The 22,306-nt window shown below is 64.2% G+C and carries 27 protein-coding genes; 23 read left to right on the top strand and 4 right to left on the bottom strand.

Translation table 11 applies throughout. From position 1 onward, the window contains the following. The first annotated feature begins 166 nt into the window (after positions 1-166). The 4 genes from BMI88_RS09375 to glmM all read left to right on the top strand — a co-directional run bounded on the left by BMI88_RS09375 (position 167) and on the right by glmM (position 4,282). Positions 167-847: a cell wall hydrolase gene (locus tag BMI88_RS09375; RefSeq protein ID WP_078541858.1), complete on the top strand. Its 681-nt coding sequence runs from the start codon at positions 167-169 to the stop codon at positions 845-847. Between the two features lie 114 nt (positions 848-961). Beyond that, positions 962-1,882, top strand: a complete 921-nt coding sequence (locus BMI88_RS09370; protein WP_078520272.1) for a dihydroneopterin aldolase — start codon at positions 962-964, stop codon at positions 1,880-1,882. A 40-nt stretch (positions 1,883-1,922) separates the two neighbouring features. Continuing rightward, on the top strand, positions 1,923-2,942 hold the full coding sequence (gene folP / locus BMI88_RS09365; protein ID WP_078548040.1) for a dihydropteroate synthase: 1,020 nt from the start codon (positions 1,923-1,925) through the stop codon (positions 2,940-2,942). Beyond that, the gene (glmM, locus tag BMI88_RS09360; protein WP_078548038.1) at positions 2,939-4,282 is read left to right on the top strand and encodes a phosphoglucosamine mutase; all 1,344 of its coding nucleotides are present in this window, start codon (positions 2,939-2,941) and stop codon (positions 4,280-4,282) included. Before folP ends, glmM begins: the two co-directional genes overlap by 4 nt. Before the next feature lie 129 nt (positions 4,283-4,411). Here the strand turns inward: glmM and BMI88_RS09355 are convergent, their stop codons facing one another. Continuing rightward, a complete protein-coding gene (locus BMI88_RS09355) occupies positions 4,412-4,804 on the bottom strand; it encodes a hypothetical protein (protein ID WP_078548036.1) in 393 nt (130 codons plus the stop codon). 161 nt (positions 4,805-4,965) lie between these two features. Between BMI88_RS09355 and BMI88_RS09350 the strand changes: the two genes are divergently transcribed. Beyond that, positions 4,966-5,571: a hypothetical protein gene (locus BMI88_RS09350; RefSeq protein WP_078548034.1), complete on the top strand. Its 606-nt coding sequence runs from the start codon at positions 4,966-4,968 to the stop codon at positions 5,569-5,571. Positions 5,572-5,634: 63 nt separating this feature from the next. Here BMI88_RS09350 and ilvC read toward each other — a convergent pair whose 3' ends face one another. Then, positions 5,635-6,753 (bottom strand): ketol-acid reductoisomerase, encoded by a 1,119-nt coding sequence (gene ilvC / locus BMI88_RS09345; protein ID WP_281480187.1) that lies wholly within the window; start codon positions 6,751-6,753, stop codon positions 5,635-5,637. A gap of 29 nt (positions 6,754-6,782) precedes the next feature. Between ilvC and BMI88_RS09340 the strand changes: the two genes are divergently transcribed. The 7 genes from BMI88_RS09340 to ureC all read left to right on the top strand — a co-directional run bounded on the left by BMI88_RS09340 (position 6,783) and on the right by ureC (position 11,229). Further along, on the top strand, positions 6,783-7,241 hold the full coding sequence (locus BMI88_RS09340) for an Lrp/AsnC family transcriptional regulator (protein WP_078520268.1): 459 nt from the start codon (positions 6,783-6,785) through the stop codon (positions 7,239-7,241). After that, positions 7,238-7,699 carry an Lrp/AsnC family transcriptional regulator gene (locus tag BMI88_RS09335; protein WP_078548032.1) on the top strand — a complete coding sequence of 154 codons (462 nt, stop codon included), beginning with the start codon at positions 7,238-7,240 and terminating at the stop codon, positions 7,697-7,699. Before BMI88_RS09340 ends, BMI88_RS09335 begins: the two co-directional genes overlap by 4 nt. Before the next feature lie 177 nt (positions 7,700-7,876). Then, positions 7,877-8,662: an urease accessory protein UreD gene (locus BMI88_RS09330; protein ID WP_348638897.1), complete on the top strand. Its 786-nt coding sequence runs from the start codon at positions 7,877-7,879 to the stop codon at positions 8,660-8,662. Positions 8,663-8,671: 9 nt separating this feature from the next. Next, positions 8,672-8,974: an urease subunit gamma gene (locus tag BMI88_RS09325; RefSeq protein WP_075776945.1), complete on the top strand. Its 303-nt coding sequence runs from the start codon at positions 8,672-8,674 to the stop codon at positions 8,972-8,974. A 59-nt stretch (positions 8,975-9,033) separates the two neighbouring features. Beyond that, a complete protein-coding gene (locus tag BMI88_RS09320) occupies positions 9,034-9,213 on the top strand; it encodes a hypothetical protein (protein WP_134330715.1) in 180 nt (59 codons plus the stop codon). A 4-nt stretch (positions 9,214-9,217) separates the two neighbouring features. Then, positions 9,218-9,523 carry an urease subunit beta gene (locus BMI88_RS09315; protein ID WP_078548026.1) on the top strand — a complete coding sequence of 102 codons (306 nt, stop codon included), beginning with the start codon at positions 9,218-9,220 and terminating at the stop codon, positions 9,521-9,523. Then, positions 9,523-11,229 (top strand): urease subunit alpha, encoded by a 1,707-nt coding sequence (ureC, locus tag BMI88_RS09310; protein ID WP_078548024.1) that lies wholly within the window; start codon positions 9,523-9,525, stop codon positions 11,227-11,229. The genes BMI88_RS09315 and ureC overlap by 1 nt, the downstream gene beginning before the upstream one ends. A gap of 8 nt (positions 11,230-11,237) precedes the next feature. Here ureC and BMI88_RS09305 read toward each other — a convergent pair whose 3' ends face one another. Further along, positions 11,238-11,588: a hypothetical protein gene (locus BMI88_RS09305; protein ID WP_078520262.1), complete on the bottom strand. Its 351-nt coding sequence runs from the start codon at positions 11,586-11,588 to the stop codon at positions 11,238-11,240. A 70-nt stretch (positions 11,589-11,658) separates the two neighbouring features. Between BMI88_RS09305 and ureE the strand changes: the two genes are divergently transcribed. The 11 genes from ureE (at position 11,659) to BMI88_RS09250 (ending at position 21,867) form a co-directional block, all read left to right on the top strand. Then, the gene (gene ureE, locus BMI88_RS09300) at positions 11,659-12,189 is read left to right on the top strand and encodes an urease accessory protein UreE (protein ID WP_078548022.1); all 531 of its coding nucleotides are present in this window, start codon (positions 11,659-11,661) and stop codon (positions 12,187-12,189) included. Next, on the top strand, positions 12,182-12,820 hold the full coding sequence (locus tag BMI88_RS09295) for an urease accessory UreF family protein (RefSeq protein WP_078548020.1): 639 nt from the start codon (positions 12,182-12,184) through the stop codon (positions 12,818-12,820). Before ureE ends, BMI88_RS09295 begins: the two co-directional genes overlap by 8 nt. 9 nt (positions 12,821-12,829) lie before the next feature. Then, positions 12,830-13,456 (top strand): urease accessory protein UreG, encoded by a 627-nt coding sequence (gene ureG / locus BMI88_RS09290; RefSeq protein WP_078548017.1) that lies wholly within the window; start codon positions 12,830-12,832, stop codon positions 13,454-13,456. A 289-nt stretch (positions 13,457-13,745) separates the two neighbouring features. Next, entirely contained in the window at positions 13,746-15,026 is a 1,281-nt protein-coding gene (gene urtA / locus BMI88_RS09285) for an urea ABC transporter substrate-binding protein (protein ID WP_168173992.1), read from the top strand. 58 nt (positions 15,027-15,084) lie between these two features. After that, on the top strand, positions 15,085-17,067 hold the full coding sequence (urtB, locus tag BMI88_RS09280; protein ID WP_078548012.1) for an urea ABC transporter permease subunit UrtB: 1,983 nt from the start codon (positions 15,085-15,087) through the stop codon (positions 17,065-17,067). A 94-nt stretch (positions 17,068-17,161) separates the two neighbouring features. Then, a complete protein-coding gene (gene urtC / locus BMI88_RS09275) occupies positions 17,162-18,385 on the top strand; it encodes an urea ABC transporter permease subunit UrtC (RefSeq protein ID WP_078548010.1) in 1,224 nt (407 codons plus the stop codon). Further along, a complete protein-coding gene (urtD, locus tag BMI88_RS09270; RefSeq protein WP_078548007.1) occupies positions 18,382-19,152 on the top strand; it encodes an urea ABC transporter ATP-binding protein UrtD in 771 nt (256 codons plus the stop codon). The genes urtC and urtD overlap by 4 nt, the downstream gene beginning before the upstream one ends. A 16-nt stretch (positions 19,153-19,168) precedes the next feature. Further along, positions 19,169-19,864 carry an urea ABC transporter ATP-binding subunit UrtE gene (gene urtE / locus BMI88_RS09265; RefSeq protein WP_075776995.1) on the top strand — a complete coding sequence of 232 codons (696 nt, stop codon included), beginning with the start codon at positions 19,169-19,171 and terminating at the stop codon, positions 19,862-19,864. Between the two features lie 216 nt (positions 19,865-20,080). After that, positions 20,081-20,554 carry a c-type cytochrome gene (locus BMI88_RS09260; RefSeq protein ID WP_078548004.1) on the top strand — a complete coding sequence of 158 codons (474 nt, stop codon included), beginning with the start codon at positions 20,081-20,083 and terminating at the stop codon, positions 20,552-20,554. An 89-nt stretch (positions 20,555-20,643) separates the two neighbouring features. Next, positions 20,644-21,138 carry a DUF6647 family protein gene (locus tag BMI88_RS09255; protein ID WP_078520253.1) on the top strand — a complete coding sequence of 165 codons (495 nt, stop codon included), beginning with the start codon at positions 20,644-20,646 and terminating at the stop codon, positions 21,136-21,138. A gap of 165 nt (positions 21,139-21,303) precedes the next feature. Then, the gene (locus BMI88_RS09250) at positions 21,304-21,867 is read left to right on the top strand and encodes a CHAP domain-containing protein (RefSeq protein ID WP_078541839.1); all 564 of its coding nucleotides are present in this window, start codon (positions 21,304-21,306) and stop codon (positions 21,865-21,867) included. Between the two features lie 20 nt (positions 21,868-21,887). On the opposite strand, the gene BMI88_RS09245 is transcribed toward BMI88_RS09250, so the two are convergent. Further along, a complete protein-coding gene (locus BMI88_RS09245) occupies positions 21,888-22,289 on the bottom strand; it encodes a hypothetical protein (protein ID WP_078520251.1) in 402 nt (133 codons plus the stop codon). Between the last annotated feature and the right edge of the window lie 17 nt (positions 22,290-22,306).

Here is a 22,306-nt window from a genome sequence, read left to right as displayed (position 1 = left end):
ATAGCACGCAAATCACCGTGCATTTTGGCAAGAATCCGCCGTGACTCCGTAGGGGGTCGCGCATTTTTTCGTGAAAACCTAGACATGGATAGCCCGCTCGGGTAAGCGATGCGCCGTCGCGGCTCAATGGGGGGTGCGCGGCGATTGACCTTATCGGAAGAAAACCATGTCACTGCTGAAAAGCTGGACGGGGGGTGCTGCCATCCTCCTCGCCCTCGCCGGAGGCTTGCGTGCCGAAGTCACGGTAAGCCAGTCGAACGACCCCACTGAGGTCGCCGAACAAGGACTGATGTCGGTCCTGTGGACGGAGCGCTCCGCGATGAGCGCGATCGACAAACGACGCGTCACCGCGCTCACCATGGCGCCGGAACGCTCGAAAAAACACGCGACTCTGCCGGAAGTCCTTTCGGCCAAGTGGCTGGCCGCGCAACCCGCTGCCAAGGGGGGCGAGCAGTTTCAATGTCTCTCGCAGGCGCTTTACTTCGAAGCGCGTGGCGAAGGTGTGAAGGGCCAGCAGGCCGTCGCCGAGGTCATCCTGAACCGTGTCGACGATCCGCGCTTCCCCGGTTCGATCTGCGGCGTTGTCCATCAGGGCAATTCGCGCGCCTGCCAGTTCAGCTGGTATTGCGACGGTCGCTCCGACACCGTCCGCAACAAGGGCGCCTACGCCGAGGTTGCGAAAGTCGCCCGGGCGATGATCGACGGTGCGCCGCGCTCGCTGACCGACGGGGCGACCTATTTCCACACGCGCGCCGTGCGCCCGAGCTGGTCGCGCCGCTTCGCGAAAACCGCGTCGATCGGCCATCACATCTTCTACGCCAACCCGGTGCGCACCGCCTCGAACTGAGGCCGCGCTTTCAGGGGCCCGCGTCGCGGGCGGGCGATGAAATGACGGTTGAGGGTGGGCTTCGGTCCGCCCTTTTTCTATGCTCGACATGACTGAAAAATTCCCGAGGCGCGCATGAGTTCCGATATTTCCCTCGCCTTCTCGCATCCCGAAGCGCGGGCGGCGGCCTCTGCGCCGACCGACCCCCGGGATCGCATCTCGCTGCGCGACCATGTGGTGGAGGCCGATATCGGTGCCTTCCAGCAGGAGCGCGGACATACGCAGCGCCTGCAATTCAATGTGGTGGTGGAGGTGCGGCCCACGCCGGAGCCGCTCGAGGACGACGTGGATCGCATCCTCTCCTATGACCGGATCACCGAGGCGATCGCGGCGGAATTGGCCGAAGAGCGGGTGAACCTGCTGGAGACGCTCGCGGCCGGCGTGGCAGAGCGTATCCTCGCCAGCCCGCAAGCGATGCGCGTCTTCGTACGGATCGAAAAGCTCGACCGCGGCCCCGGCGCGCTCGGCGTCGAGATCGTGCGCTCCCGTGCCTCCGTCCCGGTCAAAAGCGTGGACGAGAGCGGGGTGGAGGAAAGCCTGCACCCGGTCGTCGCCTATCTGTCGAACGCGGCCATCGACGCGCCGGACCTTTCGGCGCGGCTCGATGTGCTGCAGGAGACGGGCCATCCGGTGATCCTCGCCGTGGGGCTGCCCGACGGCGCCGTGCCTGAAAGCGGGCAGGGGCCCACGCAGCGCCGCATCGACCTTCTCGCGATCGAGCAGAACGCATGGCGGCTCGCGGCCCGCGATCCGCGCTGCGTTGTGGTGGCGACCCGCACCGAGATCGACTGGGCGATGCGCCATGGTCAGATGGTCGTCTGGGCGCCCTCAAAGATCGTGCTGGACGCGACCGACGGCCCGAAAAGCCCCGCGCGCGACGCGATGGCGCTGGCGCTGTGGCTGGCCGAGCAGATGGCCGCGACACGTCTGGAAGTTCACGGGACTGTTTCAGCCCCGGCAGGAAGCCGCGTGCCGGTCGAGACGCGCCCGCTCTGAACGGCTTGAACTCTCGGGCGCAATCGGGTGAATGGTGCGCATGGAGAAGCTCTATTATCGACCCGTCGCCCGAACCGACTCCGCCCGCCCCGACACAGCCCTGACCCTCGCGGGGGGCTGGTGCTGGTTCGATGAGGTGGAGATTCTGCGCCGCGATGGCGAGCCCGAGATCATCCCCGCAGCCCATCTGCCCGAAGAGGTGATGGAGCGGCTGTGCGCCCCGCGAACGCCGGTCGCCGGGATCACGCTCGATGCGCCCCGGATCATGGGCATCCTGAACGTCACACCCGACAGCTTCTCCGATGGCGGGCGCTTCGACGTCGAGGACGCCGCGATCGAGCGCGCGGTCGCGCTGCGCAAGATGGGCGCCGACATTCTCGATATCGGCGGCGAGTCGACCCGTCCCGGCGCCACAGAAGTCGAGGAAGACGAAGAGATCGCCCGCACCGCGCCCGTGATCGCCGCGCTGCGCGATGCCGATTTCGATGCGCCGATCTCCATCGACACCCGCAAGTCGCTGGTCGCGGATCAGGCGCTGGAGGCGGGGGCTGCGATGCTCAACGATGTCTCCGCGATGGAATTCGATCCGGCGATGGTCGAGGTCGCGCAGGTCTCCGGCGCGCCGATCTGCCTGATGCATGCGCAGGGCCTGCCCGAGACGATGCAGGAGGATCCGCGCTACACGGATGTTCTGCTCGACGTCTACGACTATCTCGAAGACCGCATCGCGCTGGCCGAGGATTACGGTATCGCGCGCGAGGCGATCATCGCCGACCCCGGTATCGGCTTCGGCAAGACCGCGCAGCACAATCTCGCCCTGATCCGCGGTCTCACCCTGTTTCACGGGCTGGGCTGCCCGGTGCTGCTCGGCGTGTCGCGCAAACGCTTCATCGGGGCCGTGGGCGGTGCAGAGGAGGCCGATAGCCGCGCCCCCGGCACTTTGGCCGTGACGCTCGCCGGGCTCGATCAGGGCATTCAAATTCACCGCGTCCACGATGTGGCCGAGATCGCCCAAGGCATCCGGCTCTGGGATGCGATCAAAAGAGGTTTTGAGGAATGAGCAGGAAGCTTTTTGGCACCGATGGTGTCCGCGGCGAGGCCAATTCGGGCAACATGACCGCCGAGATGGCGCTGAAACTGGGCGCTGCGGCGGGCCGCTATTTCCGGCAGGACGACTCGCGCGGCCACCGCGTGGTGATCGGCAAGGACACGCGACTCTCGGGCTACATGTTCGAGAACGCGCTGACGGCGGGTCTGACTTCGACGGGGATGAACGTGCTGCTGCTCGGCCCGGTGCCGACGCCCGCCGTGGGCTACCTGACCCGTTCGATGCGCGCGGATATGGGGATCATGATCTCCGCCAGCCACAATCCGGCCAAGGATAACGGGATCAAGTTCTTCGGTCCCGACGGGTTCAAGCTTAGCGATGAGGCGGAGACTGAGATCGAGGCGATGCTCGACACCGATATCCGTCTCGCACGTCCCGAGAATATCGGCCGCGCCAAGCGCATCGACGACGGTCTGGGGCGCTATGTCGAATATGCCAAGACCACCTTCCCGAAGCTGCGCAAGCCCGACCTGAAAGTGGTCGTCGATTGCGCCAATGGGGCGGCCTATCGTGCGGCGCCGGCGGTTCTGTGGGAGCTTGGCTGCGAAGTGATCCCGGTCGGCGTCTCGCCCGACGGGCGCAACATCAACGATGGCTGCGGCTCGACCCATGTCAGCACCTGCGCCGAGGCCGTGGTGGCGCATGGCGCCGATCTCGGGATCTCGCTCGATGGCGATGCGGACCGGGTCATGATCATCGACGAGACCGGCCATGTGGCGGATGGCGATCAGATCATGGCGCTGTTTGCGAAACGCTGGGCTGAATCCGGTCAGCTTTCGGGCGGTGCACTCGTGGCGACCGTGATGTCCAACCTTGGTCTGGAGCGTTTCCTCGAGGCCGAGGGGCTGCGGCTCGAGCGCACCAAGGTCGGCGACCGTTACGTGGTCGAGCGGATGCGCGAAGGCGGCTTCAACCTGGGCGGCGAGCAGTCGGGTCATATCGTCATGACCGATTACGCCACCACGGGCGACGGGCTGATGGCGGGGCTGCAGTTCCTCGCCGCGATGGTCGAGACCGGGCTGCGCGCCTCCGACCTCGTGCGGCAATTCGAGACTGTGCCGCAAATGTTGAAAAACGTAAGGTATCAGGCCGGGCAGGAGCCTCTGAGCGCCGATAATGTTGCAAAAGCGATATTGGACGCGGAGACCCGTCTGAACGGTCAGGGTCGTCTTCTGATCCGCAAATCCGGCACCGAGCCGCTGATCCGCGTGATGGCCGAATGCGAGGATGAGGGTCTGCTGGAAGCGACCGTCGACAGCATCGTCGCCGCCGTCGAGGCCGAAACCGCGTAAGGGGGCGCTGCCCCCGTCGCCGTAGGACGACAATCAACGGAGAATGAAGGGGCTCTGCCCCCGGCCTGCGGCCGTCCCCGGGATATTTTGAAAGAGCGAAGTAGAGGGGGCGTCGCGCCCCCTTTTTTCTTACCCGCCGAAGAGGCCCAGCCCCAGCCAGATCAGGGCGACCGCTTCGAACACGGTCCAGAGCACGCCGACCCAGCGCCAGAATGTCGGGCCGGCCTCCGCGCGCCAGACCGAGCGGGTCAAACCGATCAACACAGCGATCCGGTAGATCCCCGCGGCCACGGCGAAGCTTCCGAAGAACGCGCCAAGATGGCCCGGCGAGATCAGCGCGGTGAACAGCGCCAGGATCACGATCAACGGCACCACCACCAGCGCGGGCCCGTAATTGCCCGCCCAGAACGTGTCCCCCGGCGCGAGCCGTCCGGCGAAGAGATCGCCGAACCATTTCGGGGTGAAGAATTTTGCGCGCTCCTCGAAGATCGCTTCGAGTTCCTCGTGGTCGGGTTCGGCCATCTGCTTCCCTTTCAATTCGCGGAACTGTGACAAGAAACCCGTAGCCCCGCAAGGCGACGCGCTGCCGCGGTCAGCGTCTGGAGTGACCAAAACGTGACTGAACTTCAAGGCCTTCCGCGGCTTTGGAGCAATGGAGGGGCGATATTTACCGGAGGTGCGTCATGGACCAATCATCCATTTTTCCCACATCAGATTTCTGGCCGCTCGCGATCGGCTTCCTATCGCTCTCGATCAACTATTTCGTCCAAGGCGGCGCAGCGGTCGCGAACGGCCCGAGCTGGTCCGGCGATCCGCTGGCGCAGGAGCGCACCTTGGGGCTCTGGGGCATCTTCCTTGGCGGGTTCGGCCAACTTCTGACCGGCATCTACCTGATGATCGGCCTGACTTGGTTCCCGGTCTTCGCCAATGCCGCGCCGCTCTACATGGCGGCTGTCGCCTTCTCGCTCTACGGCATCCACTGGTTCGTCATCGGCCTGCGTCGCTACACCCATTCCGATCCCGGGCCCGAGGCGTGGATGGCGATCCCGCTGTTCGGGTTGAGCGCGATGGGCACGATCTCGTTCTGGGGCAATGGCGACATCCCCGCCGCGATCCTCTTCATCGGCCTGATGCTGATCTACCTCGCCGAATTCGGCGCGCGCTGGACCAAAAGCGAGACGGCGGAAAAAGCGGGCGGCGTGTTCCAGCTGCTGACCGGCGTCTGGCTGTTCTACCTCGCCTGGGGCGTGACGATGAACATGGCCAACGGCGCCAGCTACTGGGTGTAACCCCCGCAAAAAAGAACCCCCGGCGCATAGGCCGGGGGTCCGATCTCGTCGCTGTCGTGCAGATCAGTTGCGCGACTTGTCGACCATCTTGCCCTTGGAGATCCAGGGCATCATGGCGCGGAGCTTCTCGCCGACTTGCTCGATTTCGTGCTCGTCGTTGATGCGACGGGTCGCCTTGAAGAAGGGCTGGCCGACCGCGTTTTCCTGCATGAAGTCACGCACGAATTTGCCGGTCTGGATGTCGGTCAGGACGTCCTTCATGCGCTTCTTGGTTTCCTCGTAGGGGAGGATGCGCGGACCCGAGACATACTCGCCGTATTCGGCGGTGTTCGAGATCGAGTAGTTCATGTTCGCGATGCCGCCTTCATAGATCAGGTCGACGATCAGCTTCACTTCGTGGAGGCACTCGAAATAGGCCATTTCCGGCTCGTAACCGGCTTCCACGAGGGTCTCGAAGCCCATGCGGATCAGCTCGACGAGGCCGCCGCAGAGAACCGCTTGCTCGCCGAAGAGGTCGGTTTCGCATTCCTGACGGAAGTTGGTCTCGATGATGCCCGAGCGGCCGCCACCGATGGCCGAGCAGTAGCTCAGTGCGATGTCCTGCGCCTTGCCGGTCGCGTCGTTTTCGACCGCGAAGAGGCAGGGCACGCCGCCGCCCTTGGTGTATTCGCCGCGCACGGTGTGACCCGGGCCTTTCGGCGCCATCATGATCACGTCGATGCCGGGCTTCGGCTCGATCAGGCCGAAATGCACGTTCAGGCCGTGGGCGAACGCGATCGCCGAGCCGTCTTTCAGGTTGTCATGGACATACTTCTTGTAGGTCTCGGCCTGAAGCTCGTCGGGCATGGTGAACATGATCACGTCACACCAGGCAGCCGCTTCGGCGATACCCATGACCTGCAGGCCTTCGGCTTCGGCTTTCGCTTTCGAGGGCGAGCCGTCGCGCAGCGCAACGGCCACGTTCTTCGCACCCGAGTCGCGCAGGTTCAGCGCGTGGGCGTGGCCCTGCGAGCCATAGCCGAGAATGGCGACTTTCTTGTCCTTGATCAGGTTCACATCGCAATCGCGATCATAATAGACGCGCATGGCGTTCCTCCTTCTTTGCTGAGGCTGAGAATAGGAGGTTCTGCGCGAATATGCGTTCAGAAGTTGAGCGTATCTGCTATTGAGGATAAAAGTCATTCGCACTTTTGGATAAAAACGGAAAAACCATGCAGATCGACGATACGGACCGCCGGATATTGCGTCAGATGATGGCGGAGCCGGGTCTTCCCTCGGCCGAACTGGCCGAGCGCGCAGGCGTCACGCCCGCGACCTGTTGGCGCCGGATCGAGAAGCTGCGCGAAGGCGGGGTGATCCGTGGCGAAGAGGCGCTGATCGACTGGCACGCGCTCGGCTGGGCGGTCGAGGTCTCTCTGCGCTTTACCTTGGATAAGACCAACCCGCGCGCTTTCGACGAATTCACCGCCGCCGCGCGCGAGGTCCCGGAAGTAATTGAAATCCAAAGCTTCCTCGGCTCCACCGATATGCGCCTGCAGGTCATCGCCCGCGACATGGCGCATTATCAGGAGATCTACCGCAACCGCATCCTGACCCTGCCGCATATAGCCGAACTCGATGCCCTGATGCTGATCTCGACGATCAAATCCAGCGCGGAGCTGCCGATATGAGCCTCGATCTCGACGATTTCGATCGCCAGCTGCTGCGGGCGCTGAGCCGCGATTCCACGCAGAGCGCGGGTGCGTTGGGGCGCAAGCTCGGGCTCTCTCAACCCGCGACATGGCGCCGAATCCGCCGGATGCACGAGGCGGGCGTGATCGCGGGGCGCCGTGTGATTGTCGATCCCGAGGCGCTGGGCTTCGGCGTGACGGTCTTTCTGGGCGTGAAGCTCGCCGCGAAAGGCCGCGTCAGCCTTGAGGATTTCGAGCGCGCGGTGACCGCGATCCCGGAAGTGCAGCTCGTGCAGCACGTTCTCGGCCTCTTCGACTATCGTCTGCGCGTCACCGCCCGTGATCTGCCCGATTTCGAACGGGTTTTGCGGCGTCGGATCATGACCTTGCCCGGGGTCGGGCAGGTCGAGGCGAATGTGCTGCTCAACGAAGAGCGCCGCCCCGGCCCCTTGGGCTGATTCATTACAGTTGAAAAATTGGGCAAACTGCGCGTGAAATGGGCGCAGCTGCCGTTGTGCTTTGGTCAAAGCCAAATCTGCGCGCGCAAGGCATGGACCGCTTCATCGGTGCGGTTTTGGATCGGGAGGGAGGGACCCATGTTCGACGCGAAAATTCAGACCAAAGCTGCGGTAGAGATGCAGCGTTCGCGCGGCGTGGCGCGGGCCGGTTTCTCCGGTGCGCGGCTGACCGGTCTTCATCAAAGCGGGTCCGCGAAAGCCATTCTGCCGCGCGTTCCGGGCGCGGCAGAAGTGGTTTTCCTGAATACTTCCGGTGGCTTGGCCTCTGGAGACCGGCTTGCCTACAAGACCGATCTGGAAAATGGCGCGAAGCTCGTGGCGACGACCCAAGCCGCCGAGCGCGCCTATCGCGCCGATGGTGATCAGGCGCAGGTCGAGGTGCATCACACTGTCGGCGCCGGGTGCCATCTCGATTGGTTGCCGCAGGAAACGATCCTGTTCGATCGCGCGAAACTTGCGCGCGACACGACGATTTCGCTGGCCGCCGATGCGTCCTGCTTGATGCTCGAGGCGGTGGTTCTGGGCCGGATCGCGATGGGTGAGCGGGTGCAGGACTTGCAGTTTTTCGACATGCGTCGGATCGATCGCGCCGGAAAGCCTGTGTTTTTTGAACCCTTCTTGCTGAATTCCAATATTTTGGCCAAGGGCGCGCGCAGTGCGGTTCTGGGCGAGGCGCGCGCTTTCGCGACGCTGGTCCTGTGCCAGCAAGGTGCGGAAGACGCGGTGGAGCCCCTCCGCGCGGTGCTTGATGAGCCGGGCGTCGAGGGGGCGGCTTCGGGGTTCGACGGGAAATGCGTAATCCGGCTGCTCGCGCGGGACGGTTGGCCGATGCGGCGACAAATTATACGACTTTTCAATACGTTGCGACGCGGTGAAGCGGCGCCGCGCGTGTGGCAGATCTGAGGGAATACGATGAACCTGACACCGAGGGAAAAGGACAAGCTGCTGATCAGCGTTGCTGCGATGGTTGCGCGCAATCGGCTGGAACGCGGCGTGAAGCTCAATCACCCGGAAGCCATTGCAATCATTTCGGATTTCGTCGTCGAGGGGGCCCGCGAAGGGCGCTCCGTAGCCGATCTGATGGAGGCTGGGGCAGGGGTGATTTCGGCCGATCAATGCATGGAGGGCATCCCCGAGATGATCCATTCCATTCAGGTCGAGGCGACCTTCCCGGACGGAACCAAGCTCGTCACCGTCCACCATCCGATCCGCTGAGATAAGTTCAGCTTATACAGACCGATCCGAAATAAGTTTTTCTAATGAAAGGCCGTCCGATGAAATTTGTAGCTGCTCTCGCCGTCCTCGCGCCCACTGCCGCGCTGGCCCATCCCGGCCACAGCGCGGGGAGCACATGGTTCTTCCATGACGGTCCGCTGATCGGGCTGCTCGCGCTCGCAGCGGTTGCCTATGTCGGACCGGAACTGGCGCGTGCGCTGCGTCGCAACAAGGAGTGAGCCGATGATCCCCGGAGAAATCCTGCCCGCGGTGGGCGAGATCACGCTGAATGAGGGCTGCGAGGCGATCACGCTGATGGTCGCCAATACCGGCGACCGCCCGGTGCAGGTCGGCTCGCATTACCATTTCGCGGAGACCAATCCGGGGTTGGAGTTCGACCGGGACGCCGCACGCGGCTATCGGCTGGACATCGCGGCCGGAACGGCGGTGCGGTTCGAGCCGGGCCAGAGCCGCGAAGTGCGGCTGGTGCCCTATCGCGGCTCGCGTGAAGTCTATGGATTCAATCAGAAAGTTATGGGGGCGCTCTGATGCCGGCTATGATCTCGCGTAGCACTTATGCCGATATGTTCGGCCCCACCACCGGCGACCGGGTGCGGCTCGCCGATACCGATCTGATCATCGAGGTCGAGCGCGACCTGACCACCTATGGCGAGGAGGTCAAGTTCGGCGGCGGCAAGGTGATCCGCGACGGCATGGGCCAGAGCCAGATCTCCCGCGCGGGCGGCGCGGTCGATACGGTCATCACCAATGCGCTGATCGTGGACCATTCGGGGATCTACAAGGCGGATGTCGGCCTGAAGAGTGGGCAGATCGTGGCGATCGGCAAGGCGGGCAATCCCGACACGCAGCCGAATGTCGACATCATCATCGGGCCGGGGACGGAAGTCATTGCTGGGGAAGGGAAAATCCTGACCGCTGGCGGGTTCGACGCGCATATCCATTTCATCTGCCCGCAGCAGATCGAGGATGCGCTGGCGTCGGGGATGACGACGATGCTGGGCGGCGGCACGGGCCCCGCGCATGGCACGCTGGCCACGACCTGCACGCCGGGGCCGTGGCATATCGCGCGGATGCTGCAGAGCTTCGACGCGCTGCCGGTCAACCTCGCGCTGTCGGGCAAGGGCAATGCTTCGCGCCCCGAGGCGCTGGTCGAGATGGTCGAGGGCGGCGCCTGCGCGCTGAAACTGCACGAGGATTGGGGCACGACGCCGGGCGCGATCGATTGCTGTCTGTCGGTGGCCGACGACATGGACGTGCAGGTGATGATCCACACCGACACGCTCAATGAGAGCGGCTTCGTCGAGAATACGCTGGCCGCGATCAAGGGCCGCACGATCCACGCCTTCCATACCGAAGGCGCGGGGGGCGGCCATGCGCCGGACATCCTGAAGGTGGTGAGCGCGCCGAACGTGATCCCGTCTTCGACCAACCCGACGCGGCCCTATACCGGCAACACGATCGAAGAGCATCTCGATATGCTGATGGTGTGCCATCACCTCGATAACAAGGTGCCCGAGGATGTGGCCTTCGCCGAAAGCCGCATCCGGAAAGAGACGATCGCGGCCGAGGATATCCTGCATGACATGGGCGCGATGTCGATCATCAGCTCGGACAGTCAGGCGATGGGGCGCGTGGGCGAGGTGATCATTCGCTGCTGGCAGACGGCGGACAAGATGCGCAAACAGCGCGGGCGTCTTCCGGAAGAGCAGGGCGACAATGACAACGTGCGGGTGAAGCGCTTCATCGCGAAGTACACGATCAATCCGGCGATCACCCACGGGATGAGCCAGCATATCGGCTCGATCGAGGTCGGTAAGCGTGCCGATCTGGTGCTGTGGAACCCGGCCTTCTTCGGCGCGAAGCCCGAGATGGTGCTGATCGGGGGCTCGATTGTCTCGGCGCAGATGGGCGATCCGAACGGCTCGATCCCGGCACAGCCTTTCTATACGCGCAATATGTTCGGGGCGCTGGGTGGCGCGCGGCACGCGAGTTCCGTCACCTTCGTCAGTCAGGCGGCGCAGGCCAACGGGCTGGCGGCGAGCCTTGGTCTGCAAAAGCAGACGCTTGCCGTCGAGGGTACGCGCGGCATCGGCAAGGCGCAGATGATCCACAATGCGGCGACGCCCGAGATCGACGTGCATCCCGAGACCTATGAGGTGCGCGCGGATGGCGAATTGCTGACCTGCGCGCCCGCGGAGGTTCTGCCGCTGGCACAGCGTTACTTCCTCTTCTGAGGATGGCGTCAGCCGCCGGATACGAGGCGCAGCCCGACGTTGACGGGTCTGTCCCGGACGAGTTCGGGCAGGCGGTTCCGCGTCGGATCATGCGGTCGGGTCTGCAGCGTGCGGGTCACTTTCTCGCGCTGAAAGGCCGGGTCGGAGCGGATTTCGGGCGGCAGCAGGCGCGGCTCCAGCACCTGGCGGCGGCTGGTGACGATCTCCACCTTCGTCCAGCGGCCGAGACAGGGCATGTCTGGCTGGGTAAGATAGGCCTCGCGCAGCTCTGCCTCGCGGCGTTTGAGTTGTGCGATCTGCGCGCGGATCTGGGCCAGCTCGTCCGCGGGAGTGCGCGGTTCGAAGCAATGGTGGAACATTGAAAGACTCCTTTGCTGCAGAGCAGTCTGCGGTCGGAGGTTTGAGAAAGCGTTAAGGGGAGCCGAGAGAATGAGCGATTATCCCAAGGCCGAGAAAGTGGCGCCGAAAGGTGCCTGGCAGGCGGCGGTCGATTATGTGGCGCTGGATTACGAGGGGCGGTTTCTGCGCCGCAAACGGCTGGTTGCGGGCTCGGGCGCGGGGTTTCTGGTGGATCTGCCGGAGGTGACCAACCTCACGGGCGGCGAGGCCTTCGTGCTGGAGGACGGTCGCTTCATCGAGGTGCGCCCGGCGCTGGAGCCGGTGCTGGTGGTGACGGGCGATCTGACGCGGCTGGCCTGGCATGTCGGCAACCGTCACACGCCCTGCCAGATTGAGGCGGAGCGGCTGGTGATCCGGGCCGATCATGTGCTCGAAGCGATGCTGAAGCAGCTGGGCGCGGAGGTTTCGCCCGCGGTCGAGACCTTCCAGCCTGAGGGCGGCGCCTACGGGATGGGGCGCACGATGGGGCATGAGCACGGGCATTCGCATCACCATGGGCATTCCCATTCGCATGACCACGACCATTCGCACAGCCACGACCATCATCACGACCATGCCTGATCCGACCGCCTCCCTCTCGCTGATGCAATGGCTCTCCCCGGCCTTTCCAACCGGGGCGTTCGCCTATTCGCACGGGCTGGAGCAGGTGGTGGCGGCGGGCGAGATCGGGGACGCGGCGGGGTTCGCGATTTGGCTGGGGGATGTGTTGGAGCATGGCGCGGGCTGGTCGGATGCGGTGCTGCTGGCCTGCGGGCTGCGCGGCGGCGATCTCGACGAGCTGGACGCGTTGGGCCGTGCGATGGCGGGCTCGGCCGAGCGGCTGCGCGAGACGGCGGAGCAGGGGGCGGCCTTCACGCTGGCGCAGGCGGGGTTGCGGGGCGTCGAGCTGCCGCCGCGGATCTTGCCGGTCGCACTGGCGGAAGCGGCCCGGAATTTGGATATGCCCGCCGCGCAGGTGATTTCCCTTTTCCAGCATTCTTTCGCGTCGAACCTCGTCTCCGCGGCGATCCGGCTTGTCCCTTTGGGGCAAATCGCGGGACAAACGGTTCTGAGCGACCTGCACGGAAAAATCGCCGAGATCGCGGCACGCGCGGCGCGGGCGGAACTGACTGACCTGAGCTTCAGCGCCTTTCGCGCCGAGGTCTCGGCCATGAAACATGAGACGCTCGATGTGCGTCTCTTCAAGACTTGAGGTGAGGATATGGGCAACGGACCTTTGCGCGTGGGAATTGGCGGACCGGTGGGCGTGGGCAAGACCACGCTGACCGAGCAGCTGGCGCGGGCCTTGGCGTCGCGCGTGTCGATGGCGGTTGTGACGAACGACATCTATACGCGCGAGGATGCCGAGGCGCTGATGCGCGCGCAGGTGCTGCCGGGCGAGCGTATTCGCGGCGTCGAGACGGGGGGCTGCCCGCATACGGCGATCCGCGAGGATGCGTCGATCAATCTGGCGGCCATCGCCGATCTGACCGCGAAACTCCCAGATCTGGAACTGGTACTGATCGAGAGCGGCGGCGACAATCTGGCCGCGACCTTCTCGCCCGAGCTGGCCGATCTGACGATCTATGTGATCGACACGGCGGCGGGACAGGACATCCCGCGCAAGCGGGGGCCGGGGCTGACGAAGTCGGATCTTCTGGTGGTGAACAAAGTGGACCTCGCGCCGCATGTGGGGGTCGATCTGGCGCAGCTCGAGGCGGATACGCAAACCGCGCGTGGGTCGAAACCCTATGTCATGGCGCGGCTGCGCCAAGGCGCGGGCATCGACGAGGTCGTCGCGTTTCTCGAACGCGAGGGTGGATTGGCGCTGAAAGCGATTCCGGCCTGATGACGAAATAGTTGCTCATTAATTGTGCAAAAACTTACGAATTGTGCGAAAACTTCGGCAGGCCCGCCCATTCGGCGGGTTTTTCGCTGCGTGGAGCCGGAATTTTTTGCCGCATCGCAGCGCGAGGGATTGGATGTCGGAGGCGCTCGGCTGTGCGCCCTTGGTCGGAGGGATGGCCTCGACCGTTACCAATAGTGGAGGTTCGACACCTGCAGAATGAGCCCATCAAGGGCCGCGCAGGGTCGACGCTAACGAGGGAAATGAAATGATCAATCGGCGTAAACTTATGATGTCTGCGGCTCTGGCCGGGGCCATGTCGATGAGCGGGGGCATTGCCTTCGCGCAGGAGGACGACAAGATCAAAGTTGGCGTTCTGCACTCGCTGTCGGGCACGATGGCGATCTCGGAAACCACGCTCAAGGACACGGTCCTGATGCTGGTCGAAGAGCAGAACAAGAAAGGCGGCATCAACGGTAAGATGCTCGAGGCGGTCGTGGTCGACCCGGCCTCCGACTGGCCGCTGTTTGCCGAAAAGGCGCGCGAGCTGATCACCGTGGACAAGGTCGACGTGATCTTCGGTTGCTGGACCTCGGTGTCGCGTAAATCGGTTCTGCCGGTGCTTGAGGAACTCAACGGTCTGCTGTTCTACCCGGTGCAGTACGAGGGCGAGGAAAGCTCGCGCAACGTGTTCTACACGGGTGCGGCCCCGAACCAGCAGGCGATCCCGGCGGTGGACTACTTCCTCGAAGAGCTTGGCGTCGAGAAATTCGCGCTGCTGGGCACCGACTATGTCTATCCGCGCACCACGAACAACATTCTCGAAGCCTATCTGCAGGACAAGGGCATCGCGAAGGAAGATATCTTCGTGAACTACACCCCCTTCGGTCAGTCGGACTGGTCGAAGATCGTCTCCGACGTGAAGGCGCTGGGCGCGGACGGCAAGAAGGTCGGCGTGATCTCGACGATCAACGGCGACGCGAATATCGGCTTCTACAAGGAACTCGCAGCTTCCGGCATCACCGCCGAGGACATCCCCGTCGTGGCCTTCTCGGTCGGCGAAGAGGAACTGTCCGGTCTGGGTGAGGCGGATCTCAAGAACCTCGTCGGTCAGCTGGCCGCGTGGAACTACTTCGAGAGCGCCGACACGCCCGAGAACGCGGCCTTCATCAAGCAGTGGCACGCCTTCACCGGCGACGACAGCCGCGTGACCAACGACCCGATGGAAGCCACCTATATCGGCTTCAACATGTGGGTGCAGGCGGTCGAGCAGGTCGGCTCCACCAATGTCGACGAAGTCATCGCCGCGATGCCGGGGCAGGAATTCCCGAACCTCACCGGCTCCACAGCGAAGATGCTGCCGAACCACCACCTGACCAAGCCGGTCCTCATCGGCGAGATCATGGAAGACGGTCAGTTCGACATCATCTCGCAGACCGATCCGGTGCCGGGCGACGCCTGGACCGACTTCCTGCCGGAATCGGCGGTGCTCAAGTCGGATTGGCCGGGTCTCGATTGCGGCATGTACAACACCGAGACCGAAACCTGCGTTCAGAAGAAATCGAACTACTGATCGTGTCTTGGCCGGGAGGGGTGCGCCTCTCCCGGCCGTTTCATCCTAAGGGGACGGGATGCGCAAGTTTTTGATCGCGCTCGGGATTGTTCTGGCATTGGCTCTGCCGGGGCTGGCGCAGGATGCGGGCGACGCGCCGCAGGCGGAGGCCACGCAAAGCGAAGCCACGGGGCTGCGCGCCGTTCTTCAGGACTATGCCAAGCAGATCGCCAAGCCGTCGCGCCGCACGATCGGCCCGGTCATCGAGGCGGTCGCCGGTTCGGGCGAGGGGGCCTCGCGCTTCCTGCAGGCCTGGTCCGACAAGCGCGTCGGGCTGCGCGAAAGCGACGGCGCCTTCTTCATCGTGAAGAAATCCGGCAGCGAATACGAGCTGAGCGATCCGGTCACCGGAGAGCCCGCCGGCACCGCGCCGAAATCCGACATCAAGGAAGTGAAGCCGAATTCCGGTGTGCGGGCCGAGATCGGCGTGGCGCTGGTGCGGTTTCTGCTGAGCGATCCCGATCCGAAGAAACGCCGCGAGGCGCTGACCGCGATCGACCGCAACGGCGAGGCCTCGCATCTGGAGCCGCTGCGCGCCTCGATCCCCGACGAGCCCGATCCCGCGATCAAGGCGGAAAAACAGCGGCTGGAACGCCTGCTGACGATCCGCTTCGGCAAGGATGCCGAAGAGCGCGTCGCGGCGATCGACAGTTTCGGCGCCGATCTGGGGCTGGATTTCCGCGCCACGCTGAACCCGCTGGTGGCGACGACCCGCAAGGTTTTCGAAGGCGCGCCCGAGGGCAATGTTGCGGAAACGCTCAAGCCGGGTCGCGATATCCCCGAAGATGAGGCCTATGCGATGCTGGTCTCGGCCGATATGGCGCCCGCGCGGATTTCGGCATCCGAGATGCAGCAGGCATTGGCGGCGCATGTCGAGAACGGTCAGGTGGGCGGGCTGCCACTGGCTGCAATGGCCGATCCGGCCAAGCGCGAGGAGGCCTATGCGACGCTGGCCGCTGCCGGCGAGGTGCCGATGCGGCTGACCGATGCAGAGGCTGAGAAACTCGTCGCAGATCACCAATTCGCCGATATCTATGCCGAGCCGGACCCGGAAGTGACCACCGCCGCCGAGGCCGCACTGACCCGGGTGAGCCGCACGGTGGCGGGGATGCAGACGGTCGATCTCGGCCTCGATGCGCTCTCGCTCGCCTCGATCTATTTCCTCGCCGCCATCGGGTTGGCGATCACCTTCGGGGTGATGGGCGTGATCAATATGGCCCATGGCGAGTTCATCACGATGGGCGCCTATACGGGCTATGTCGTGCAGCTTTTCGTGCCCGATTACACGCTGTCGATCCTGATCGCGCTGCCGCTGGCTTTCGCGATCACCTTCGGCGCGGGCGTCGCGATGGAGCGGCTGGTGATCCGGTACCTTTACAAACGTCCGCTGGAGACGCTGCTGGCGACCTTCGGTATTTCCATCGCGCTGCAACAGCTCTTCAAGAACATCTTCGGCACGCAAGCGCGTCCGCTGACCTCGCCGCCGTGGCTGGAAGGGGCGTGGACGCTCAATGACGTGGTGTCGATCAGCTATATCCGGATCGCGATCTTCGTGCTCGCGCTGATTTTCCTCGGCCTCTATCTCTGGGTGATGCGCAAGACGCGCCTCGGGCTGGAGGTCCGCGCGGTCACGCAGAACCCTTCGATGGCGGCGTCTATGGGCATCAACCCGGACCGGATCAATATGCTGGCTTTCGGGTTCGGCTCGGGCATCGCCGGGATCGCGGGCGTGGCGATCGGGCTGTTTGCGAAAGTCACCTCCGAGATGGGGCAGGACTATATCGTGCAGAGCTTCATGACGGTCGTGGTCGGCGGCGTCGGTTCGATCTTCGGCACGCTGGCGGGCGCGACCCTGATCGGCGTGCTGCAAAAGGGGATCGAATGGCTGAACCCGTCGAACACGCTCGCGGCGCAGACCTACATGATCCTCTTCATCATCATCTTCATCCAGTTCCGCCCGCGCGGCATCATCGCGCTCAAGGGCCGGGCCGCGGGGGATTGAGCATGGCACACACCCTTTTCCCTTCCTCTTGGTCCAAATATCCCGCGGGGGTGCGGGGGTGCGAAACCCCCGCCGCAACCTCGGAGGTCCGCGCATGAAATCCGGATTTCTCGCCAAGAACCCCTCCGTCTTGTGGTTCCTGCTGCTCCTTGCGGTCTTCACGCTGGGCGTCACGTTCCTCTCTCACGCCTACGGGCCGGGGGCGATCTCGACCTCGATGGTCAAGACGCTGGGCAAGACGCTGTGCCTGTGCCTGATCGCCATCGCGATGGATCTGGTCTGGGGCTATACGGGCATTCTCTCGCTCGGGCATTTCGCCTTCTTCGGTCTGGGCGGCTACATGATCGGCATGTGGCTGATGTATGAGCGCACCCGCGACATCGTGCTGAAATCCGCGGGTGAGTTCCCGATGACCCCGCAGGAGGTCAATGACGCAATCGGCACGCAGATATTCGGCGTGGTGGGTGGATCGGACTTGCCCGCGATCTGGACCTTCGCGGGCAACCTGCCGATGCAGCTTTTGTTCGTGGTGCTGGTGCCGGGGCTCTTGGCGCTGATTTTCGGCTGGCTCGCGTTTCGGTCACGCGTCACGGGCGTGTATCTGTCGATCCTGACGCAGGCGATGACGCTCGCGCTGTCGCTCTACCTGTTCCAGAACGAGAGCGGGCTGCGCGGCAATAACGGGCTGTCGGGGCTGCAGAACATTCCGGGCGTGAGCGCGGGGCAGGACCATCTGTCGATCTGGTTCCTCTGGGCCTCGGCTCTGGCGCTGGGGCTGGGCTATATCGCGGCGTCGCTGATCGTGTCGGGCAAGTTCGGCTCGGTCATTCGCGGCATCCGCGATGACGAGGCGCGGGTGCGCTTCCTCGGTTATTCGGTCGAGGGCTACAAGCTGTTCGTCTTCACCCTGACAGCGGTGATCGCGGCCATTGCGGGGGCGCTCTATTACCCGCAGGCGGGGATCATCAACCCGGGCGAGATGGCACCCATCGCGTCGATCTACCTCGCGGTCTGGGTCGCGATCGGCGGGCGCGGGCGGCTCTATGGCGCGGTGATGGGGGCGGCCTTCGTCTCCATCGTCTCGAGCTGGTTCACCGGCGGCCGCGTGCCCGATCTGCCGCTCGGTTTCTACACGATCGACTGGGTCGACTGGTGGCAGGTGCTGCTGGGGCTCGCCTTCGTGCTGGTGACCTTGTTCGCCCCGAAAGGGCTGTCGGGGCTGATCGATCTGTTCGAGGGCATCCGCCGCCCGAACCGCCATGGCGCGCCGCTCGGGCCGGATAAGGGCTCCTTCCGGGAAGAGGAGGCGCAGGAATGAATGTTGCGATCAAACCGGGGGCAGGATCGCAGACCCTGTTGGAGGTCTCGGGCATCTCCGTCAGCTTCGACGGGTTCAAGGCGATCAACAATCTCAGCTTCAATATCGGCCCGACCGAGCTGCGCGCGGTGATTGGGCCGAACGGGGCGGGCAAGACGACCTTCATGGATATCGTCACCGGCAAGACCCGGCCCGACGAGGGCTCGGTGTTGTGGGGGGAAAGCTCGACCAACCTGCTGCGTTTGAACGAGGCGAAGATCGCGCGGATCGGGATCGGGCGGAAATTCCAGAAGCCCACCGTGTTCGAGGATCAGACCGTCACCGAGAACCTGATGATGGCGCTCAAGGCCAATCGCAGCCCCTTCGCGGTGCTGGGCTGGAAGGCCGGCGATGCCGATCGTGCGCGCGTCGAAGAGATCGCGGCGCAGGTGGGCCTCGCCGATCAACTGCCGCGCAAATCGGGCGAGCTGAGCCACGGGCAGAAGCAATGGCTGGAGATCGGGATGCTCTTGGCGCAGGAGCCGAAGCTGCTGCTGGTCGATGAACCCGCGGCGGGGATGACCTTGGCCGAGCGCGAGCAGACGACTGCGCTGCTGGTCGATCTGGCGCGCGATCATGCCGTGGTCGTGGTCGAGCATGACATGGAATTCGTGCGCCGTCTGAACTGCAAGGTGACTGTGCTGCATGAGGGGTCGGTTCTGGCGGAAGGCTCGCTCGACCATGTGACCGCCGACAAACGCGTGATCGAGGTGTATCTTGGCCGCTGATCTGACAAAACCCGCGATGCTGAAGACCGAGGGGCTGACGCTCCATTACGGCGGCAGCCAGATCCTGCACGGGATCGACATGGTGGCCCGCGCGGGCGAGGTGACCTGCATCATGGGCACGAACGGCGTGGGCAAGACCTCGTTGCTGAAGGCGATCTCGGGGACTCATCTGCGCTCGGGCGGGTCTGTCACGCTCGATGGCGCCGAGATGGGCCGGGTGCCGCCGCAGGCAATGGCGAAGGCGGGGCTGGGCTATGTGCCGCAGGGCCGGATGATCTTCCCGCTGCTGACCGTGCGCGAGAATATGGAGACGGCCTTCGCCTGCCTGCCGAAATCCGAGCACGTCATTCCGGATGAGATTTACGAGCTCTTCCCGATCCTGAAGGACTTTCTCAATCGCCGGGGTGGGGACCTCTCGGGCGGGCAGCAACAGCAGCTCGCCATTGCCCGCGCGATGCTGATGAAGCCGAAGCTGCTGCTGTTGGACGAGCCCACCGAGGGCATCCAGCCCAATATCATCCAGCAGATCGGGCGGGTGATTTCCTATCTGCGCGAGAAGGGCGATATGGCGATTGTGCTGGTCGAGCAGTATTTCGACTTCGCGCATGATCTGGGCGATAGCTTCTACGTGCTCAAGCGCGGCGCGGTCGCGATGGAGGGGACGAAAGAGACCCTGACGCGCGAGGCATTGCGCGAGGTGGTCAGCGTCTGAGGCAGACGGCGCAGCCCGCTTCGCGCCTTCGCGAGGTTTGTGCCTCATCGCTGTCCGTTGCCTGAGCGCGGCTGCGAGAGCCTATCTTTTATCTAATTGCCCGACTCGCCCCTTTGGGCGCATCCTTTCCGCAAGGTCAGGTCTGTTTGGACGTAAGGCCGGACCTCAGGGAGAGGCGCGCCGGGAGGGGCGCGTCTGTTAGGGAGGGAGAAACCCATGAAACGCGTTCTTATTCTGGCCGCGCTTGGCGCGCTGGCCAGCTCTTCGGCTGTTGTGGCTCAGGAGGTCTCGGTGGAGCGGGGCAAACTGGTCTCGATCACCTCAGGTTGCCACGACTGCCACACGGCCGGGTACAACGAGTCCGGCGGCAAGATCGACCCGGAGGCGGCGCTCAAGGGCGTGCCGCTTGGCTGGCAGGGGCCGTGGGGCACGACCTACGCGGTCAATTTGCGCCTCGAGATCAAGGACATGGACGAGGACGGTTTCGTGGAATACGCGAAGACCTTCGACGCCAAGCCGCCAATGCCGTTCTACAACGTGCATGCGATGCCCGAGAGCGATCTGCGCTCGCTTTACCAGTATATCAAATCGCTCGGAGACCCGGGGGAGCCGATGCCCGAGGCCTTGCCGCCCGGGGAGGCTCCCACGACGCCCTATATCGTGATGGCGCCGCCGATGATGCCCAACTAGGGCGGAGCGGTATGCGCCATCGGCCCGAATGATCGGCATCAATTCCGAGATCCGCACGCAGCTGCTATCCTGACACGAGAGGAGGCGTGATGATCCGAGCCATCGTCATAGGGCTTGCACTGTTATGTCCGGCAGCGGGCGGGGCCTGTCCCGCGCCGCTGCCGATGTCTGTGCCCGATGCGGTGACGGAAGCGCTCGCCGAATGGATCGAGGCGCATAGCGACTACACGGTGCCGCAGGGCGCGCCTGCGATCTTCATGTGCCAGAGCGGGGAGGTCATCACCTATGAGGGGCACGACCTTCTGGTCGATTCCGATCTGCGCGCGGCCTATGATCTGGTGGAGGATCGAATCTTCCTCGTCGGGCCTTGGTCCGAAGACGATCCGATGCAGCTTTCCTCGCTGCTGCATGAGCTGATCCATCGCGCTCAGTTTCATGCGCGCGACTGGCCCTGTCCGGCGGCGGCCGAGCCGGAGGCCTACCGTCTGCAGGAGGCGTGGCTGGCCGAGCGGGGAATCGATCCGGGCTTTGAATGGGTCGAGATTTACCTGCATGCGCGCTGTCCCTCGGACCGTCACCCGTAGGACGCGCATCGCGAGATCGCAAAAGGTTCCCAAGATTACATTCCTGTAAGCGGATTGTTGCCAACCCGCTGATGCGCGGCGAAATTCTCCTTCGGCGATGGGGGTATTCGAGGCTATGGAGGAGGTAACGAAGACGCAACAATTCGACATCGACAGTGATCGCCCATGCTCTCTATCTCTGACCTTGCGGGCCGCGCGGCCCCCCTCTCGCTTGTCCTGATCGCGGCGCTGACCGTCTCGGCCTGCACCCCGACCACCGGCGACCGGATGGGCTTTGCCAGCGCGCGGGATCAGGCGAGCTCCGTCAACCTCGAACGCCGCGCCTACGCGGTCGAAGTGGCCAAGCAGATGCGCGCCAAGCGCCAGCGTGTCTGGTGTGTGCCGTTTGCGCGCAATGCCTCGGGGATCGACATTCGCGGCAATGCCAAGACGTGGTGGTCGCAGGCCAAGGGGCTCTATGCGCGCGGTCATCAGCCGAAGGTCGGTGCGGTGATGGCGTTCTCGGCGACCGGTCGTAATCCGCTGGGTCATATCGCGGTGGTGTCGGGCGTCGACTCGCCGCGTCAGATTCGGGTCGATCACGCGAATTGGGAGCGTAACAAGGTGTCGCTCGACATGGTCGTGGTGGATGTCTCCGAGAAGAATGACTGGAGCCGCGTGCGAGTCATGAGCAATCCCGGCGCGCTGGGCCGCGTCTATCCGATCACCGGGTTCATCTCGAAAGGCTGAGGCCGAAGGGGCGGGGGCGCTCAGCCCTCGCTGGTCAGCCGCTCGGCCTTCTTGCGCACCAGCACGCTGCGCAGGTCGTGCATTGTCAGCAACAGCGTATCCGTGATCTCTTCGAGCTGGGCATCGGTCGCCTTCGACTGCGCCCATTGCGTGACGAGATTGAGGTGATCGACCGCGCGCAGGATGTCGTCGACATCGCGCTGGGCGAGCACCTCGCGGCGATGCGCCATCCACGCCTCGATCTCGGCGCGGTCTTCCTCGGTCAGAACCCGGTCGCCTTGCGGTTTGATCTCGCCATTGCGGATGTTGATATTGGCGATCGGGTCCATCTCGATCCGGCGCTGACGGTTCTCGGTATCGACGCGAAACACCGTCGCGCCGTTTTCCTTCACCCGGAAGTAATACTCGGGCAAGTCAGTCATTCGCCAGTCTCCCTCGG

The organism is Thioclava sp. F36-6 (assembly GCF_002020305.1).
Classification (GTDB): domain Bacteria; phylum Pseudomonadota; class Alphaproteobacteria; order Rhodobacterales; family Rhodobacteraceae; genus Thioclava; species Thioclava sediminum.
Note: the sequence above shows the minus strand (reverse complement) of the source record. Positions and strands in the feature narration are given on the sequence as shown.

Coding starts and splice junctions, on each gene's coding strand:
- ureE (WP_078548022.1), top strand. CDS start 11,659: ATGAGCGATTATCCCAAGGCCGAGAAAGTGGCGCCGAAAGGTGCCTGG.
- glmM (WP_078548038.1), top strand. CDS start 2,939: ATGAGCAGGAAGCTTTTTGGCACCGATGGTGTCCGCGGCGAGGCCAAT.
- BMI88_RS09245 (WP_078520251.1), bottom strand. CDS start 22,289: ATGACTGACTTGCCCGAGTATTACTTCCGGGTGAAGGAAAACGGCGCG.
- urtA (WP_168173992.1), top strand. CDS start 13,746: ATGTCTGCGGCTCTGGCCGGGGCCATGTCGATGAGCGGGGGCATTGCC.
- BMI88_RS09325 (WP_075776945.1), top strand. CDS start 8,672: ATGAACCTGACACCGAGGGAAAAGGACAAGCTGCTGATCAGCGTTGCT.
- BMI88_RS09335 (WP_078548032.1), top strand. CDS start 7,238: ATGAGCCTCGATCTCGACGATTTCGATCGCCAGCTGCTGCGGGCGCTG.
- urtE (WP_075776995.1), top strand. CDS start 19,169: ATGCTGAAGACCGAGGGGCTGACGCTCCATTACGGCGGCAGCCAGATC.
- BMI88_RS09375 (WP_078541858.1), top strand. CDS start 167: ATGTCACTGCTGAAAAGCTGGACGGGGGGTGCTGCCATCCTCCTCGCC.
- BMI88_RS09340 (WP_078520268.1), top strand. CDS start 6,783: ATGCAGATCGACGATACGGACCGCCGGATATTGCGTCAGATGATGGCG.
- BMI88_RS09315 (WP_078548026.1), top strand. CDS start 9,218: ATGATCCCCGGAGAAATCCTGCCCGCGGTGGGCGAGATCACGCTGAAT.
- urtD (WP_078548007.1), top strand. CDS start 18,382: ATGAATGTTGCGATCAAACCGGGGGCAGGATCGCAGACCCTGTTGGAG.
- urtC (WP_078548010.1), top strand. CDS start 17,162: ATGAAATCCGGATTTCTCGCCAAGAACCCCTCCGTCTTGTGGTTCCTG.
- BMI88_RS09370 (WP_078520272.1), top strand. CDS start 962: ATGAGTTCCGATATTTCCCTCGCCTTCTCGCATCCCGAAGCGCGGGCG.
- BMI88_RS09295 (WP_078548020.1), top strand. CDS start 12,182: ATGCCTGATCCGACCGCCTCCCTCTCGCTGATGCAATGGCTCTCCCCG.
- folP (WP_078548040.1), top strand. CDS start 1,923: ATGGAGAAGCTCTATTATCGACCCGTCGCCCGAACCGACTCCGCCCGC.
- BMI88_RS09330 (WP_348638897.1), top strand. CDS start 7,877: ATGCAGCGTTCGCGCGGCGTGGCGCGGGCCGGTTTCTCCGGTGCGCGG.
- BMI88_RS09350 (WP_078548034.1), top strand. CDS start 4,966: ATGGACCAATCATCCATTTTTCCCACATCAGATTTCTGGCCGCTCGCG.
- BMI88_RS09355 (WP_078548036.1), bottom strand. CDS start 4,804: ATGGCCGAACCCGACCACGAGGAACTCGAAGCGATCTTCGAGGAGCGC.
- ureG (WP_078548017.1), top strand. CDS start 12,830: ATGGGCAACGGACCTTTGCGCGTGGGAATTGGCGGACCGGTGGGCGTG.
- BMI88_RS09305 (WP_078520262.1), bottom strand. CDS start 11,588: ATGTTCCACCATTGCTTCGAACCGCGCACTCCCGCGGACGAGCTGGCC.
- BMI88_RS09260 (WP_078548004.1), top strand. CDS start 20,081: ATGAAACGCGTTCTTATTCTGGCCGCGCTTGGCGCGCTGGCCAGCTCT.
- ilvC (WP_281480187.1), bottom strand. CDS start 6,753: ATGACTTTTATCCTCAATAGCAGATACGCTCAACTTCTGAACGCATAT.
- urtB (WP_078548012.1), top strand. CDS start 15,085: ATGCGCAAGTTTTTGATCGCGCTCGGGATTGTTCTGGCATTGGCTCTG.
- ureC (WP_078548024.1), top strand. CDS start 9,523: ATGCCGGCTATGATCTCGCGTAGCACTTATGCCGATATGTTCGGCCCC.
- BMI88_RS09320 (WP_134330715.1), top strand. CDS start 9,034: ATGAAATTTGTAGCTGCTCTCGCCGTCCTCGCGCCCACTGCCGCGCTG.
- BMI88_RS09255 (WP_078520253.1), top strand. CDS start 20,644: ATGATCCGAGCCATCGTCATAGGGCTTGCACTGTTATGTCCGGCAGCG.
- BMI88_RS09250 (WP_078541839.1), top strand. CDS start 21,304: ATGCTCTCTATCTCTGACCTTGCGGGCCGCGCGGCCCCCCTCTCGCTT.